General features: G+C 73.3%; 1 protein-coding gene. It reads right to left on the bottom strand.

The features are described from left to right. Nucleotides 1-15: 15 nt before the first annotated feature. Entirely contained in the window at nt 16-19,011 is an 18,996-nt protein-coding gene (locus tag ACIQMR_RS16385) for an amino acid adenylation domain-containing protein (protein WP_401386828.1), read from the bottom strand. Nucleotides 19,012-19,086: the final 75 nt, after the last annotated feature.

Below are 19,086 nucleotides of genomic sequence, written 5' to 3'. Positions count from 1 at the left end.
GTGAGGGTGTACGGACTACTCGGTACGGCCACGGGCGGCCGCGCGGTCCACCAGGGACTCCAGCGCCCGGAACCAGGTCTCGGCGAGATCCTGCACCGCCTCCCCGGTCAGCACGCCTTCCGGGTACGACCAGTGGGCGGCGAGGACCGGTCCACCGGCCCGGTCCTCGGTGACGACGTTGACGGTCAGCGCGTGCCCTTCGCGCATGTCCGGCTCCGGGCCGATGTCGGAGACCTCCTCCTCGGGGGCGTAGGACCAGTCGGTCTCCTCGGGGATCCCGAAGCGGCCGAGATAGTTGAACTCGATCTGCGGTACGGCCAGTTCCGCCAGGAGCGGCCCGGTGCGGGGATTGAGATGCCGCAGCATGCCGTACCCGGCGCCGTTCGCGGGCAGCGAGCCGAGATGCTCCCGGATCCGCCGCAGTGCCTCGTCGACGGCGTCCCCGCCGGCGAGCGCGCCCGGCAGATCGACCGGGCCCGGGTCCAGCCGGACGGGGAAGACGCTGGTGAACCAGCCGACCGTGCGGGACAGATCGGCGTCGTCCCCGGCCAGTTCCTCCTCGCGGCCGTGCCCCTCCAGGTCGACCAGGACCGCGGTGCCGCTGCCGCCGTCGTGGCGGCGACGCCAGTCGGCCACCGCGAGCGCGAGGCCCGTCAGCAGCACATCGTTGACGGTCGCGCCGAACGCGGCCGGCACGGCCGACAGCAGCGGTCCGGTCCGTTCGGCGGGCAGCCGCAGCGCCACCTCCCGTACCGTGCCCGCCGTGTCGAGGGCGGGGTCCAGCGGCCGCTTCAGCGGAAGCGGCTCCACCGCGTCCAGGACCTCGGTCCACACCGCCAGTTCGGCCTCCCGCGCCGGGTCCCGGGCCAGCTCGGTGAGCGTCCGCGACCAGCGGGCGAAGGAGGTTCCGGCGGGCTCCGGCACGGGCGCCCGGCCCTCGGACACATCCGCCCAGGCGGCCGCGAGATCCGGCAGCAGCACCCGCCAGGAGACACCGTCCACGACCAGATGGTGCGCCATCAGCAGCAGCCGTCCCGGCCGGTCCCCGGCATCGAACCACACCGCCACGACCATGAGTCCGGCGTCCGGGTCCAGCGCCGAACGGGCGGTGCGGGCCCGCTCCGCCACGGCCGCCCGCAGGGCGCCCTCGCCCAGCCCGGCCACATCGACGCGCTCGATCCAGGCGGCGGCGTCCACCGCACCGGCCGGCGGTACTTCGAGGGACCACGCCTCACCGCCCGCGCGGACCAGCCGGGCCCGCAGCATGTCGTGCCGGTCGGCCAGCGTCTGCAGTACGGCGGCCAGCTTCGGCAGATCCAGCTCCGCCGGCGTCCGGACGAGCGCCGACTGGTGGTAGCTGCGGAACGGGCCGCCCAGCTCCCGCAGCCAGTGCATGACCGGCGTGAGCGGGACGCTGCCCGTACCGTCGTCGCCGGCCGGGGCGGAGCCGGTGGCCTCGGCCAGTCCGGTGGCCACGGTCGCCAGGCCCGCCGGGGTCCGGTGGCGGAACACCAGCCTCGGCGTGATCCGCAGGCCCGCGGCACGCGTCCGGCCCACCAGTTGCATGGCGACGATGCTGTCACCGCCGAGGACGAAGAAGTCGTCGTCGGCACCGACCCGCTCCAGGCCGAGGACTTCGGCGAACACGGCACAGAGGATCCTCTCCACCGGTGTGCTCGGCGCGCGTCCCGACGAGATCGCGGAGAAGTCGGGCGCGGGCAGCGCGCCGCGGTCCAGCTTGCCGTTGGCGAGCTTGGGCAGCTCCTTCAGGAGCACGACCGCCGCGGGCACCATGTAGTCCGGAAGCCGTTCGGCGACGTACGCGCGCAGCGTCGCCGCATCCGCATCCGCATCCGTACCCGCCGACCGTCCGGCCGCGGGGACCACATAGGCCACCAGCTGCTTCCGCGGCCCGTCCTGGCGGACCGTCACCACGGTCTGACCGACCGCCGGATGGCCGGCCAGGACGGATTCCACCTCGGCCGGCTCGACCCGGAAGCCGCGGATCTTCACCTGATCGTCCGCCCGGCCGAGATAGTCCACCTGCCCGTCGGAGGTCCAGCGGGCCAGGTCACCGGTCCGGTACAGCCGGCAGCCCGGCGCACCGAACGGATCGGCCACGAACCGCTCCGCGGTCAGTGCCGGATCGTGGAGATAGCCCCGGGCCAGACCGCCGCCCGACAGATACAGCTCGCCCGTCACACCCGGCGGCACCGGCTGCAGCCGCTCGTCGAGGACATGGGCGCGCGTACCGGCCACGGCCCGGCCGACGAGCGGCCGTTCACTGTCCCGCACCCGCGCCACCAGCGCGTCGACGGTGGACTCCGTCGGTCCGTACAGATTGAACGCCTCGGTGCCCCGCAGCCGGCGAAGCCGCTCCCACAGCGCCGTCGGCACGGCCTCTCCGCCGACGCCCACGACGGCGAGCGGACATTGGTCGTCCCGTACGAGTCCGGTCTGGGCCATCTGGGCGAAGAACGACGGCGTCACCTCGAGGAAGTCGAAGCCGTGCGCCACGACGGCCGCCGCGAGCAGCTCCGGGTCGCGCCGGGTCTCCTCGGACACCACATGCACACAGTGCCCGTCCAGCAGCCACAGCTGCGGCTGCCAGGAGGCGTCGAACGAGAACGACCAGGCGTGACCGGCCCGCAGATGACGCCTGCCGGTGGCCTCGACCGCCGGCGCGTACAGGGTCTCCCGGTGGCTGTGGAACAGATGGCCCACCGTCTCGTGGGTGACGACCACGCCCTTCGGGCGGCCCGTGGAGCCGGACGTGTAGATGAGGTACGCGGGGTGCCACGGGGTCAGCGGACCGCCGCGGTCGCCGTCACAGAGGCCGTCCGCGTCCTGGGCGGCCAGCCGCTCCAGGGTCTCCGGTGCGTCCAGCAGCAGGACCGGCACCGCGGGGGCCGCGGGCAGGACGTCCGCGAACTCCCGGGTGGTGAGCGTCAGTACCGGCCGGGCGTCGTCGAGCATCCCGGCCGTCCGCTCCGCCGGCGCGTCCGGATCGAGCGGCAGATAGGCGGCGCCCGCCTTGTGCACGGCCAGGACGGCCGTCATGAACCCGGCGGTACGGGGCAGGGCCAGGGCGACGAACCGCTCGGGCCCCGCCCCGTGGGCGACCAGCAGCCGGGCGAGCCGGTTGGCCTCGGCATCGAGCGCGGCGTACGTGAGCTCGACACCGTCGGAAGCCACCGCGGGGGCGTCGGGCGACCTGCGCACTTGTTCCTCGAACAGGGCGGGAACGGTGGTCGCGGGGCCCGCCTGCGGCCGGTCGTTCCACTCGTGCAGGACGCGGTGGCGCTCGGCCTCGCCCAGGATGTCGATCACGCTCACCCGGGTGTCCGGGTCGGCGGCCACGGCACGGAGGATCCTCAGCAGCCGCTCCGCGAAGGAATCCGCGGTCGCCCGGTCGAACAGATCGGTGCTGTATTCCAGCACCCCGTCCACGCCGTCCCCGCCGGCCCGTTCCACGAAGTCGAAGGACAGGTCGAACTTGGCCGTGGACTGCCCGACGTCCTCCCGGCGCGAACGCAGTCCGGGCAGCCCGGGCTCCTCCCCGCCGGCCGTCAGATACACCACCATCACCTGGAACAGCGGATGCCGCGCGAGCGAACGCGCCGGGTTGAGCACCTCCACCAGTCGCTCGAAGGGCACGTCCTGGTGGTCGAACGCGGCCAGGTCGGCCTCCCGCACCCGGCCGAGCAGTTCACGGAACGTCGGGTCGCCGGAGGTGTCGGTGCGCAGCACCAGTGTGTTGAGGAAGAAGCCGACCAGTTCCTCCAGCGACCGGTCGGCGCGGCCCGAGATGGGGCTGCCCAGCGGGATGTCGGTGCCCGCGCCGAGCCGCGTCAGCAGGGCCGCCACGGCGGCCTGGACGACCATGAACATGCTGACGTCGCAGGACCGCGCCAGCGCTCGCAGCTCCCGCGCCTGCTCCGCGCCGACTGACAGATCCGCCGTGCCGCCGGCGTACGTGGCCTCCAGCGGCCGCGGCCGGTCGGTGGGCAGCACCAGCTCCTCCGGCAGCCCGGCGAGGGCCTGCCGCCAGAAGCCGAGCTGACGGGACGCCAGGCTTTCCGGGTCCTTCTCGTCACCGAGCACCTCGCGATGCCACAGCGTGTAGTCGGCGTACTGGACCGGCAGCGGCGCCCACTCGGGTGCCCGTCCCGCCGCACGCGCCGCGTAGGCGGTGGCCAGGTCCCGGCTCAGCGGCAGGTCCGACCACTCGTCACCGGCGATGTGGTGCAGCAGGAGCAGCAGCACGTACTCCTGCTCACCCGTCTCGAACACGGTGACCCGCACAGGGGGTTCGCGGTCCAGCGCGAACGGGTGCGCCGCCGCCTCGGCGAGCCGGGCGGCGAGGTCCTCCCCGCCCACCCGCCGCAGCTCCACCGGGATGTGCGCGGCGTCCGGGTCCAGGACCAGCTGGTACGCCCGGCCGTCCGCCTCCGGGAACACCGTCCGCAGCGTCTCGTGCCGCTCGGCAAGATCCCGCACGGCGGCCCGCAGCGCCCCGACGTCCAGGGCGCCCGAAAGCCGCCAGGCGGTCGGGATGTTGTACGTGGGGCTCGCGCCCTCCACCTGGTAGAGCACCCACAGCCGCTGCTGGGCCGACGACAGCGGCAGCCGCTCCGGACGCGTGCGTGCGGTCAGCGCCGGCCTCGCCGCACTCCGGGCCGCCCCCTCCAGTCGCTCCGCCAGCCGGGCGGGGGTCGGCGCGTCGAAGACGTCACGCAGCGACACCTCGACGTCCAGGGCCGAACGGATCCGGCTCACCAGCCGCATCGCGAGCAGCGAATGACCGCCGAGGGCGAAGAAGTCGTCGTCGAGACCGGCCCTCGGCACGCCCAGCACCCCGGCGAACTCCTCGCAGAGGATCTCCTCGCGCGCCGTGCGAGGCCTGCGCCCCGAGGACTGCGCCGCGGCGGTGAAGTCGGGAACGGGCAGCGCCCTGCGGTCGAGCTTGCCGTTGGGCGTCAGCGGCAGGGCGTCCAGCGCGACACAGGCCGCCGGGACCATGTGCGCAGGGAGAACGGCCGCCGCGTGCCGGCGCAGTTCCGCCCCGTCGGGGACATGGCCCGCAGCCGGGACCACATAGGCCACCAGCCGCTGGTCGTACGCGACGACGACGGCGTGGACCACGGACGCGTGCCGGGCGAGCACCGACTCGACCTCGCCCGGCTCCACGCGGAAGCCACGGATCTTGACCTGGTCGTCCGTACGGCCCAGGTACTCCACGACGCCTTCGGCGGTCCACCGGGCCAGATCTCCCGTGCGGTACATCCGGGCGCCGGGCGGACCGTACGGATCGGCCGTGAACCGCTCCGCGGTCAGACCGGGGTTGGCCAGATAGCCGCGCGCGAGCTGGACACCGGCCAGATACAGCTCACCCGCCACACCCGGCGGGACCGGGCGCAGCGCGGGGTCGAGCACGTACACCCGGGTGTTCCACACCGGCCGGCCGATCGGGACCGTCGCCGCGCCGCGCAGGACCGGGACGGCGGTGACGTCGACCGACGCCTCCGTGGGCCCGTACAGATTGTGCAACTCGGTGTCGTGCAGCACCTCGTGGAAGCGCCCGGCGAGGGCGGGGGGAAGCGCCTCGCCGCTGCACATCACACGGCGCAGACCGGTGCACCCGGCCGCGGCCGGCTCCTCCAGGAACGCCTGGAGCATGGACGGCACGAAGTGCGCCGTCGTGACGCCCCGGTCCTGGACGAGCCGCGCCAGATAGCGCGGGTCCCGGTGCCCGTCCGGTGCGGCGAGCACCAGCGTGGCCCCGGTGATCAGCGGCCAGAAGAACTCCCAGACGGACACGTCGAAGCTCAGCGGGGTCTTCTGCAGCACCCGGTCGGCGGCCGTGAGCCCGTAGGCGTCCTGCATCCACAGCAGCCGGTTGACGATGCCCGACTGCGGGACGACGACGCCCTTGGGCCGCCCGGTGGAACCGGACGTGTAGATCACATAGGCCGGGTGCGCGGGGTCGTACGACTGCGGAAGCTCGCCCGGTGCGCCCTCGGGCAGCCGGTCCCTGATGACGCACACGGGCCCGGCGTCCGCCAGCATGAACGCGGTCCGCTCGGCCGGGTACTGCGGGTCCAGCGGCAGATACGCCGCCCCGGCGCGGTGCACCGCGAGGAGCGCCACCACCAGATCCGCCGAGCGCGGCAGCGCGACCGCGACCGTGTCCTCAGGGCCGACGCCCATCCCCGCGAGCACCCCGGCCAGTTCCTCGACACGGGCGTCCAGCTCGGCGTAGGTGATCCGTTCCGCGGCCTGCCCGTCGTCGTCCTCGCCGCCGGCGAGGAGGGCGGTGGCGTCCGGCGTACGGGCCACCTGGGCCCGGAACAGTTCTGGGAGCGTCGTCGCAGGGACGTCGCGCACGGTGTCGTTCCAGCCGCTCACCACACGGTGGTGCTCGTCCTCGGCCAGCAGATCGAGCCGGCCCACGGGCAGGCCCGGTCCGGCCGCGATCCGCTCCAGCAGGGTGAGCATGCGCGCGGCCAGCCGCTCGGCGGTGGCGGCGTCGACGAGGTCCGTCGCGTACTGCAGCAGCAGCACCAGCCGCCCGGACTCGTCCACGAAGGTGAAGTGGAGGTCGAACTTGGCCATCCCGGTGTCCATGTCGAACCACTCGGTCGGCAGCCCGAACACCTCCGGATCGCCGTCCGGCCGGTAGTGATAGCCGAGCATGACCTGGAACAGCGGATTGCGGCCCGCCACCCGCGCCGGATTGACGGCCTCGACGACCCGGTCGAAGGGCAGGTCCTGGTGCTCGAAGGCCTCCAGGGCGGACTCCCGCACCCGGCCCAGCAGTTCGGCGAACGAAGGATCCCCGGAGAGATCGGTCCGCAGCACCAGCGTGTTGACGAAGAAGCCGACGAGATCGTCCAGTGCCGTGTCGCCCCGGCCCGCGATCGGCGCACCGAGCGGAATGTCGTCCCCGGCGCCCAGCCGGTGCAGCAGCACCGCCGTCGCCGCCTGGAACAGCATGAACATGCTGGCGCCCCGCTCGGCCGACAGCTCACGCAAGGCGCTCGCGGTCGCGGCCGGGAGCTCGACGCGCACACTGCCACCGGCTCCCGTGGGAGAGGCCGGGCGTGGCCGGTCCAGCGGCAGCGCCAGCTCCTCGGGCGCGCCGCGCAAGGCCTCGGTCCAGTAGGCGAGCTGCCGTTCGCCGGCCTCCTCCAGCAGCCGCTCCTGCCACAGCGTGTAGTCCGCGTACTGCACCGGCAGGGGTGCCCACCGCGGCGCGTGCCCCGCCGCCCGCGCCGCGTACGCCGCGTTCAGATCGGCGAGGAACGGCCGGTCGGACCACTCGTCGGTGGTGACGTGATGCAGCACCAGGGCCACCACGTGATCGGCCGGGCCGACCCTCAGCACCTCGGCGCGCAGCGGCAGTTCGCGGCCGAGGTCGAACGGACGGCGCTGCGCCGCCCGGATCCGCTCCGGCAGTTCCCGCTCGCCGCAGTCGGCGACGGAGAACTCCGGCTCCGCCTCGCCCGGAGCGGCGATCCACTGGTACGGCTCACCGTCCTGCTCCAGGAACCGGGTCCGCAACACCTCATGACGATCCGTCACATCGGTGAGCGCCGCCCGCAGGGCCTCCAGGTCCAGCTCCCCGCGCAGCCGGAAGACCAGCGGGAAGTTGTACGCCACCGAGCCGCCGTCGATGCGCTCCACCAGCCACAGCCGCCGCTGCGCCGCGGACAGCGGCACCCGCTCCGGCCGCTCGCTCGCCCGGAGCGCCGGGCGTGCCGGCCTGCCCGTGCCGGCACGCAGCGCCAGCAGCTCCGGAGTGGGCGCCTCGAACAGATCCCGGATGGCCAGCTCGGCGCCGAGGTCCGTACGGGCCCGGCTGATCAGCCGGGTGGCGAGCAGCGAATGCCCGCCGAGATCGAAGAAGTTGTCCTCGGCTCCGGCCCGCGGCAGTCCCAGCACCTCCGCGAAGAGCCGGCACAGCACCTCTTCCTCGGGGGTGCCGGGGCCGCGTCCCGCCGTGAGCGCGACGGCGGGCTCCGGGTCGGGCAGGGCCCGTACGTCGAGCTTGCCGTTGTCGTTCATCGGCAGGTGCGGCAGGACCACGAAGGCCGCGGGCACCATGTAGCCGGGCAGCTCCCGCCCGAGGTCCTCGCGCAACCGCCGGACCAGCGCGCCGCTGCCACGGGCCGTCGTCGGCGTGTTGGCGTACCCGGTCCGCTCGCCGCCGCGCAGATACAGTCCGCCCGACACCCGGAAGCCCTGGCACGGCACGTCCCGCAGGAACACGGCGTCGAAGTGGCCGACCTCGTCGGACCAGGTGGTCAGCGTGCGGTAGCCGATCCCGGCCGCGAGCTCGCGCACCGCGTCCGGTTCCACCCCGCCCGCGTCCCCCCGGTGCAGCCGGCCCTCCTCCAGGGCGCGCAGGGCCGCCAGTTCGTCCGCGGTACGGGCGTCGGGGATGCGCCGGACCCGCAGCCGCTCGGGGCGCCTGTCGTCCAGATACGCGGCGAGCGCTCCGGCGCCCGCCCAGTCGACCGCCAGGGCGTCGCCGACCTCCAGCGCATGGGCACGGTCGTGGTACAGGACCACGTCGTAGCGGTGCCGGGTCAGCTCGTTGCGGAACCGCCCCGACTTGGTGCGCAGATCGACACCAAAACCGAGAGTGCAGAACCAGTCGGGGTCGACGAGGAGTTCCTTCTCCAGCGCCATTCCCCGGTCCACCGCCCTGCGGACCGTGTCCGGGTCGGCGTCCGCCCCGGCGCGGGTGAGCTGGACGGCGCTCTGGAAGGCCCGGGCCGTACGGAGATTGCGGACATCGCCGATGAACAGCGCACCGCCGGGCACGAGCAGATCCATCGCCCCGTCGATCACCTCGGCCAGATGGTCCAGGCTGGGGAAGTACTGGACGACGGAGTTGATGACGATCGTGTCGAAGAAGCCGTTGGGCAGCCCGTCGGTCACGCCGGCGGGCAGGCACCGCAGTTCGACCTTCGCGGCCAGCTCGGGATCGCGCCGCAGATCCTCCCCGAGCTTGCGGATGACGGGCGCGGCGAAGTCGGTCGCCCAGTAGGCCTCGGCGTCGCGGGCGAGCTGCGACAGCAGCAGGCCGGAGCCGACACCGATCTCCAGGACGCGCCGGGGCCGCAGTTCACGGATCCGCTCGACCGTGGCCGCGCGCCATTCACGCATGTGCTCCAGCGGGATCGGTCCGCCGTCGTAGGAGCTGTTCCAGCCCGCGAAGTCCTCGGTGAACACCGCGGTGCCGATCTCGGTGTACTCGGCGGAGTAGATCTCCTGCCACTCGCCGATCTGCTCGTGCTCGGCCGCCTGCCGTGCCTCGTCACCGGGTTCGGCCGGGACGACGTACCCGACGAGGCGCTTGGTCCCGGGCGCTCCCGGATCGTCACGGGCGACGACGGCCGCCCGGGACACCTGCGGATGCCGGTCGAGAGCGGTCTCGATCTCGCCCAGCTCGACCCGGTAGCCGCGGATCTTCACCTGGTCGTCGGTGCGGCCGAGGAAGTCCAGATTGCCGTCCGCCCGCCGCCGCACCAGGTCACCGGTGCGGTACATGCGCTCACCCGGCGTGCCGAACGGATCGGCCACGAAACGCTCCGACGTCAGCCCCGGCCGGTCCAGATAGCCGCGCGCGAGACCGACACCCGCGATGTACAACTCGCCGGGCACACCGTCGGGGACGGGCCGCAGCCAGCCGTCCAGGATGTGCGCGCGGGTGGCACGGATGGGCCGTCCGACGGTCGGTGTCGCGCTGTCGTGCGTACCGCCGCCGAGCGTGTTGATCGTGTACTCGGTCGGGCCGTACAGGTTGTAGCCGTAGGTGCCGTCCGTGTCCCGGAGCCGGTTCCAGACGGTCTCCGTCACCGCCTCGCCGCCCAACAGCACCAGCGGCGGCCGGTGCCCCTCCAACAGGCCCTCCTCGATGAGCAGATGCGCGTACGTCGGGGTCACGTTGACGACGTCGACGCGATGGGCCTCGCAGTACGCGACCAGAGCGGTGGCGTCACGGCGCAGCTCCTCGTCGCAGACGTGCACCTCATGTCCCTCGACGAGCCACAGCAGTTCCTCCCACGACATGTCGAAGGCGAACGAGACGGTGTGCGCGATGCGCAGCCTGCGGCCGCCGGCCGAGGCGATCGCCGGAGCGAAGATCTCCGTCTGATGGTTGAGCTGCATGTTCGTCAGACCGCGATACGGGGTGACGACACCCTTCGGCCGGCCCGTGGAGCCGGAGGTGTAGATGACGTAGGCGGGGTGCTCCAGGCTGAAGCGGACGCCGACCGGACCGGCCGACTGCGCCGCCAGCTCGGCCACGGTCGCCGGATCGTCCAGGAGAACACGCGGGAGGTCCCCCTCCAGCGTTCCGGACACCGCGGCCGTCGACAGCAGCAACAGGGGCCGGGCGTCCTGAAGCATCAGCGCGAGCCGGTCGACCGGATGGTCCAGCTCCAGCGGCAGATACGCGGCACCGGTGCGCAGCACCGCGAACAGCGCCACGACCATGTCGATGGAGCGCGGCAGACCCAGCGCGACGATCCGCTCGGGACCGGCCCCACGGGCCAGGAGCAGCCGGGCCATCCGGTTGCAGCGCGCGTCGAGTTCGGCGTACGTGAGGGTCCGCGCGCCGAAGACGAGCGCCGTCGCGTCGGGAGTGCGGGCGGCCTGGGCGGCGAGCATGTCGGCGACGGTCTCGTGCGGCACCGGATCGCGGCCCACCGCGTCCGCCCGGGCGAGCGCGTCCCGTTCGGCGGGCAGCAGCGGATCGAGACCTCCGGTGCGGGCATCCGGGTCGTCGACCAGCCGGTCCAGCAGCAGGGTGAAGCGGTCGAGCAGCGTCCGCGCGTACGGGGCGGTGACCAGGTCCTGCCGGTAGGCCAGGGTGATCGCGACCCGCTCGCCCGGGGTGACCACCAGGCTGACCGGATAGTGGGTCGCGTCGACATTGGCCACGGCCGTGGCCCCGTGCCGCTCCCGCAGTCCGGCGAGCCGCTCCTGGGTGTCGGAGTTCCGCAGCACGAAAAGCGTGTCGAAGAGCCGCCGGTGCCCGGTCTCGGCCTGGAGCACACCCAGACCCAGATACTCGTGCGGCATCAGCGCCAGGCGCTCCGCCTGGATCCGGCGCAGCAGAGCGAGCACGGGCTCGTCAGGGTCGAAGGCGATCCGCGCGGGCACGGTGTTGAGGAACATGCCGATGACGCTCTCGACGTCCGGCACCTCGCTGGGCCGTCCCGCGACCGTGGTGCCGAAGACGACGTCGGTACGGCCCGTCGTGCTCGCCAGGGCAAGCCCCCAGGCGGCGTTCAGCACCGTGTTGAGCGTCAGGCCGTGCCGCCGCGCCGTGTCCCGCAGCCGTTCCCCGGTCGAGGCCGGCAGCACGGCGTCGAGACGCTCCGGGATGACGGGCTCGAGACCCCGGTCGGACACCGCGGGAACGAGCAGCGTCGGTTCGTCGAGACCGTCGAGCGCGGCGCGCCAGGCACGGGTGGCGTCACCGCTGTCCTGACGGTCCAGCCAGTGCAGGTAGTCCCGGTACGAGCCGGGCCTCGGCAGACCGTCCGGGTCGCCCCCGCTCTCGTACAGGGCGAACAGCTCATCGAGGAACAGCCACGCCGACCAGCCGTCCCAGAGGATGAGATGGCGCCCGATGACGAGCCGGTCGCCGCGCTCCTCACCGAGCCGCACGAGCAGCATCCGGAAGAGCAGCGGCCGGGTCAGATCGAAGCGTGAGGTGCGCTCCGCGTCCATCAACTCCGCCAGCCGGAGGTCCTGTTCGGCCGGGCTCAGGCCGGACAGGTCGGCCTCCTCCAGCGGGACCCGCGGGTCGCGCACGATGAACTGCACCGGCTGGCGGAGCCCTTCGCTGGTGAACCCGGCGCGCAGGCTCGGATTGCGCCTGAGCAGCGTCCGTGCGGCCGCGAGCAGCCGGTCGGCGTCGACACGCTCGGCGAAGTCGAAGGACTCGTGGACGGTGTAGACGTCCAGGGCGCCGTCGTCGTACGTGGAGTGGAAGAACAGGCCCTCCTGGAGCGGCGCCAGTGGCCAGACGTCCTCGATGCGGCCCGGTGCCAGCAACTCCACCCGCTCCCGCTCCTCCGGGGTGAGCACCGGTCCGGACGGCGTGTCGTGCTCCGGTCGCCGCTGCGTGGGCACGGTCGCGGCGGCCGCCGCCAGCGCGGCGGGGGTGCGGTGCTCGAAGACGTCCCGCGGACTCAGTTCCAGACCCGCCCGGCGGGCCCGTCCAGCGACCCCGATGGAGCTGATGCTGTCGCCGCCGAGCAGGAAGAAGTCGTCGTCGACGCCCGCGTCGTCGAGCTTGAGCACCGCGGCGAAGATCTCGGTGAGCAGCTGCTCGCGCGGATTCCTCGGCGCACGGGCCACCGCGCGGACGGCCCGCGGCGCCGGCAGCGCGGCACGGTCCAGCTTTCCGCTCGGCGTGAGCGGCAGCGCGTCCAGCGTGACATAGCCCGTGGGCACCATCGCGGCCGGCAGCGCGTCCGTGAGGGCGGCGCGCAGCGCGGCGGCCTCCGGCCGCGCGCCCCGGGCGGGCACGACGTACGCGACGAGGGCGTTCTCACGGACCGTCACCGCGGCCTGGGCGACCTCGGGGTGCGCCGCGAGCGCGGACTCGATCTCTCCCGGCTCGATGCGGTTGCCGCGCAGCTTGACCTGCCGATCGGTGCGGCCGAGGTACTCGACGCCGCCGTCCGCGCGCCGCCGCACCAGGTCCCCGGTCCGGTACATCCGGCTGCCGGGCGGCCCGTACGGATCCGCCGTGAACCGCTCGGCCGTCAGCGCGGCACGGCCGTGATAGCCCCGGGCCAGCTGGACCCCGGTGAGATACAACTCCCCGGGCACGCCCGCCGGTACCGGCCGCAGACAGGAGTCGAGCACCCGCAGCCCCGTGTTCCACACCGGGCGCCCGATCGGCACGGTGAGGCCGTCCTCGGTGCCGTCGTACGGGTGGTACGTGACGTCCACCGCGGCCTCGGTGGGACCGTACAGATTGTGCAGCGCCACTCCGGTCAGGGCGTGCCAGCGGCCCGCGGCCGCGCCGGTCAGCTCCTCACCGCTGCTGAACACCCGGCGCAGGGACACCGCCCACGCAAGATCCCCGGTCACCTCCTCGGCCTGCAGGAACGCTTCGAGCATCGACGGCACGAAATGCATCGTGGTGATGCGCTGTTCGCGCACCAGCCCGGCGAGGTAGGCCGGGTCGCGATGGCCGTCGGGCTTCGCGAGCACCACCGCCGCGCCCTCGACCAGCGGCCAGAAGAACTCCCACACGGACACGTCGAAGCTCGACGGCGTCTTCTGCAGCACCCGGTCGTCCGGAGTGAGTCCGTACTCGCCCTGCATCCACGCCAGCCGGTTGACGACGGCGCGATGACTGACGACGACCCCCTTGGGGCGGCCGGTCGAACCTGAGGTGTAGATGACGTACGCGGCGTCGTCGGGTTCCGCCGGGCCGTGCGTCCCCAGTTCCCGACCGGCTTCCCCCGGCCACCGGGCAGCATCCGGCACCGAGGCCCCGGACGCCTCCGGCGGGTCCAGGACGACGTGGCGCAGCCCTGCGACCTCGGGCAGCCGCCGCGCGGCCGACGACACGGTCACCACGACCGCCGCACCCGAGTCGCCCAGCATGTACGCGACCCGGTCGAGGGGATAGTCCACATCCACCGGGAGGTAGGCCGCCCCGGACTTCAGCACTCCGAGCAGTGCCACCATCAGCTCCGGCGACCGGGGCACGGCGACCGCGACGACCGAGCCCCGCCCGGTACCGCCCGCGCGCAACCGAGCGGCCAGCGCCTGCGCCCGGGCGTCGAGTTCCGCGTACGTCAGCGTCACGGCGCCGTGCACGACGGCGACCGCGTCCGGCGTCCGGGCGGCCTGCTCCGCGAAGGCGCGGGCGAGCGTCGTGGCCGGGACCTCGCGCCGGGCACCGTCGAGGCGTGCCTGCGTCAGCTCCCTCGGCGACAGCAGTCCGACCGCCGCGGCCGGCCGGCCGCAGTCCTCGGCGAACGCGTGAAGGACCCGCGACAGCCGTTCCCCGATCGCCCGGACGTCCCCGTCGTCCAGCCGTTCCGCGTGGTGCTTCAGCCGCAGATCGAGCCGGCGGCCCGGCTTCACGATCAGGGCGAGCGGATAGTGGACGGCGTCGTGGAACTCGTGCCCGGTGATCCGGACCGATCCGGACGCGTCGCGCAGATCCGCCTCCGCCGGGTAGTTCTCGAACACGACGAGTGTGTCGAAGAGTTCACCGCTGCCCGCCGGCCCGGCGATCCGTTGCACCTCGGCCAGCCCGAGATGCTGGTGGTCGAGGAGCCGGGCCTGCTCGTCCTGCAACCTCGTGAGCAGCCCGGACAACGGGTCGTCGGGCTTCCAGCGGAACCGGGTCGGCAGCGTGTTGATGAACAGCCCGACCATCGACTCGATGCCGTCGACCTCGCTGTCCCGTCCGGAGACCGTCGTACCGAACACCACGTCCTGCCGGCCGGTCAGCCGGCCGAGCAGCAGACCCCAGGCGGCCTGGACGACCGTGCCGAGAGTGACACCGAGTTCGCGCGCCCGGGCCGCCAGACGCGCGGTGGTCCGCTCGTCCAGTTCGACGCGGACCTGCCCCGGCCGCAGCGGCGCACCGTCCGCCGGGGCGTCGACCAGCCGCGTCGGCTCGTCGAGTCCGGCCAGCGCGGTCCGCCAGGCCTCGCGCGCGGCCTCCCGGTCCTGCCCGGCCACTCGGCGCAGGTACGAGCGGTACGGGGCGACCTCGGGCAGGGGCGAGCCCGCGTCCGCGCCGTACAGGGCCATCAGTTCACGGTGCAGCACGGGCAGCGACCAGCCGTCCGCCACGATGTGATGGAACGTCAGGACGAGCGAGCCACGCTCGCGCCCGTACCGCACGAACGCGCAGCGCAGCAGCGGTGGACGGGCCAGGTCGAAACCCTGGGCGCGCTCGTCGTCGGCGAGGGCCGCCGCGAGCGCCTCGTGCGCCGAAGGCTCCTCGGTGGACAGATCCAGCTCACGCCACGGCAGCGCCACACCGCGGGTGACGAGCTGCACGGGACCGCTCTCGGCGCGCTCCCGGAAGATCGCACGCAGCGGGGCGTGCCGGTCGAGCAGCGACTGTGCGGCACGCCGCAGCGCCTCGCCGTCCACGGGTCCGGCGAACTCGATGACCTGCTGCACGACATACGCGTCGGCGTCGCTACGGGCGAGGAGCGAATGGAAGAAGAAGCCCTCCTGGAGCGGGGAGAGCGGCAGCACGTCCTCGACGGTGAGCGGGTCGCCGCCCACGATCCGCTCCAGTTCCCCGTCGGCCAGCCGCACGAGCGGCTCGCCGTCCTCGCCCGTGCCGGTGAGCGAGCGGTCGACGGCGACGTCCGCGAGGGCGGCGACCGTGCGGTGCCGGAACACATCTCGCGGAGTGAGCCGCACCCCGGCCTTCCTGGCCAGGATCAGCAGCTGGATCGCGCTGATGCTGTCGCCGCCGAGAGCGAGGAAGTCGTCGTCCACGGTGACCGACCGCAGCCCGAGTACCTCGGCGTACAGCCCGCAGAGGAGCTTCTCGCGGTCGTTGCGCGGAGCCCGGCCGGAGCTGAGTGCCCCGTAGTCCGGCACGGGCAGCGCCTTCACGTCGAGTTTGCCGCTCGGGGTGACCGGGAGGGTGCCGAGCGGTACCAGGGCCGACGGCACCATGTACTCGGGCAGCCACTCGCCGGCGTGCGCGCGCAGGTTCTTCATCAGCGCGGTGATGTCGCGGAACGGTGCGGGCCGGTTGGCGTACGGGAATCCCGGGCCCGGCCGGTACACGGCGCCGAGGGGTTCCTCACCGTCGTCGAGGACGACGTCGAAGGCGCCGTCGTCCGCGTGCCCGTTCCAAGTGACGGCGACCCGGTATCCGTGCTCGGCGCCGAGGACGTGGAACACCTCCGGATCGACTCCCTCGACGGCGGGCCGGTCGGTGTCCTCCAGGCCCCGCAGAGCCGCGAGGTCCTCGGCGAGACGGCCGTTGGGCACGCCGACGACCCGTACCCGCCGCGGCCGTTCGGCGAGCACCCGGCCGAGGCCGGCGGCGTCGGTCCAGCGGACCTCCCTGGCCGGTACCCGGGCATGCCCGCCCGCGGACGCGGACGCCGATGTCGATGTCGATGCCGACGCGGACGCGGACGCCGGAGCCGGCACCGACCGGGGACGCAGCACCACGTCGTACCGGTACCGGCTCAGCTCGTTGTGGAACACCGCGCGCTTCACCCGGATGTCCGCGTCGAAGTCCGTCAGACCGGCGAAGAAGTCGGGGTCGAGCAACAGCTCGCCCTCCCAGCGCACCGACTGCTCCACCGCAGCCCTCAGCGCGGCCTTCTCGGGTTCGCCGCCGTCCGCGTCCGCCTCGGCCCTCCGGGTCTCCACGGCGGCCCGCAGCACCCGCAGCAGCCGCAGGTTGCGGACGTCGCCGACGAACACGCGGCCGCCCGGGGCGAGCAGCCCGGACACCTTGCGCAGCACGTCGGCGAGATACTCCGCGCTGGGGAAGTACTGCGCCACGGAGTTGATGACGACCGTGTCGAACCAGCCCTCGGGCAGCCCGCTGACGTCATGCGCGGGCAGGGTGCGCAGTTCGACGCGGTCCGCCGTCCCGGGCACCGCCGCGACCTGGGCGCGCAGCGCCCGCACCGCCTCCTCCGAGACGTCCGTGCCCCAGTACGCCTCGCAGCCGGGCGCGATCCGGGACAGGATGAGTCCACTGCCCACACCGATCTCCAGCACCCGCCCGGCGTCGCCCAGTTCGCGGATGCGGTCGACCGTGGCGTTGCGCCACTCGCGCATCTCCTCGACGGGAATGGGCCGGCCGTCGTACATGCTGTTCCAGCCGGCGAAGTTCTCCCGGAACCCGTCGGACCCGGCCGCGCTGTAGAGCAGTTCGTGCAGTTCCTTCCACTCCTCGACCTGCCCCGTCCCGTCGTGGCCGGAGCCGGGGTCGAGCGAGGGGACGACGTAGGCGGCGAGGCGCCGGTCGCCGGGCCGGTCCTCGCGGGCGACGACGGTGACCTGCTCCACGGCCGGATGCCGACGCAGGACGGACTCGATCTCACCCGGTTCGATACGGAAGCCGCGGATCTTGACCTGGCTGTCGGCGCGGCCGAGGAACTCCAGCCTGCCGTCCGCCTTCCAGCGGACCAGGTCGCCGGTGCGGTACAGCCGCTCGCCCGGTGTGCCGAAGGGGTCGGCGACGAAGCGTTCCGCGGTCAGTCCGGGCCGTCCGAGGTAGCCGCGCGCCAGCCCCGCGCCGCCCAGATACAGCTCGCCGGGCACGCCCACGGGCACCGGCCGCAGCCGCGCGTCGAGGACGTAGGCCCGGGTGCCCGGGTCGGGGCCGCCGATCGGGACGACGGCGCCCGCCGGGGTGTCCGGATCGCACAGCCCGAGCGTGGAGTTGGTGGTCGCCTCGGTCGGACCGTACGCGTTGAACATCATCCGGCCGCGCGCGTAGCGGCCGACGAGCTCGGGGGAGACCCGCTCGGTTCCGGCCAGCAGCGTTGCCGCGGGCGGAAGTCGCACGTCGTCGGGCATGGCCGCGAGCAGCGCGGGCGGCAGGATCATGAACGTGATGCCGTGCGCGTTCGCGTAGTCCGCGAGCGGTGCGCCGGGCACCCGCCGCTCGGACGGCACGACGACGAGTCGGCCGCCGGAGAGCAGCCCCAGGCACAGGTCCCAGAACGCCACGTCGAAGCTCGGCGAGGCGAACTGCAGGACCCGGCTGTGCGCTCCGATGCCGAAGCGCTCGGTCTGGGTGGCGACGAGCTTGGCCACGCCGCTGTGCGCGAGGACGACGCCCTTGGGCCGCCCGGTGGACCCGGAGGTGTAGATGACGTACGCGGCGCTCAGGACGCCGAGCGGAGCGCCGCGGTCGGTGTCGGTGGGGTCGTGGACGGGCCGGGCGGCCAACTCGGCCGCGGTCTCCGCCGTGTCCAGCAGGACACGTGCCGTCCCGTCGCGGGCCGGCAACTCCTCGGCCGTCTCGGCCGTCGTGACCAGACAGACCGGACCGGCGTCCGCCAGCATGTACGCGATCCGGTCCGCCGGATAGTCGTGGTCGATCGGCAGATAGGCGGCGCCCGCCTTCAGCACGGCGACCTCGGCCACGATCAGCTCGGCCGAACGAGGCAGCGCGAGGGCGACGATCCGCTCGGGACCGGCGCCGCGCGCGAGGAGCGCATGGGCGAGCCTGTTGGCACGGGCGTCGAGTTCGGCGTACGTCAGCCGCTCGTCCTCGAAGACCAGCGCGATCGCGTCGGGGCGCGCGCGGACCTGCTCGGCGAACATCGCGGGCCAGGTGGCGAGGGGTACGGAGTGCCCGGTCGCGTTCCACTCCGCCACGACGCGGCGGTGCTCCTGCGCCGTCATCAACTCCAGCGCGCCGACGGGCACGTCCGGCCGTGCCAGGCCATCGGCGAGGAGGGTCGCATAGTGGCCGAGGAGCCGGTCGACGGTCGCCGTCTCGAAGAGGTCGCAGCGGTACGTCGCCCGCACCTCGCCGTCGGGGGAGACCTCCAGCACCAGATCGAGCGGACCTGGCGCGTCCCCGGCCGGCCTGGCGGCGGTGCCGAACGCGGTGTTGAAGAACAGCCCGCCGCCCCGGGTCGCTTCCGGCTCCAGCGCCTCCACCAGCTCGGCCGGTGGGATCCCGTGCGCGCGTGCGCCGTCGCAGGCGTCCGTGACCTCGCGTACCAGTTCGCCGAAGGTGGGTTCCGCGGCGAAGTCGACGCGCACGGGCAGCGATTCATGCCCGACGGTGATCTCCGGCGCTCCGCTGCAGCGGTGCAGCACGGCCGCGTACGCCGCGAGCAGTGCCTCGTCCGTGGCGGTCTCGGCCGGCGTGATGCGGCCGATGCGTACCGACCGTTCCCCGGCCGGTCCGACCGGATACGGACGGTCCGTCGGCAACGCCGTCTCTTGGGGCAGCGGGTCGAGCACTTCCCGCCAGTACGACACGACTTCTTCGGAACCGGACACGGTGGCCGAGCCTCCCCAGTCTGTCGGAGCCGGCTCGCAGGAGCCGGGGTCGGCGCCATAGTAAGGTAAGGGTTA

The organism is Streptomyces sp. NPDC091376 (assembly GCF_044757085.1).
Taxonomy (GTDB): Bacteria; Actinomycetota; Actinomycetes; order Streptomycetales; family Streptomycetaceae; genus Streptomyces; species Streptomyces pratisoli.
This window is presented reverse-complemented; position numbering and strand designations above follow the sequence as displayed.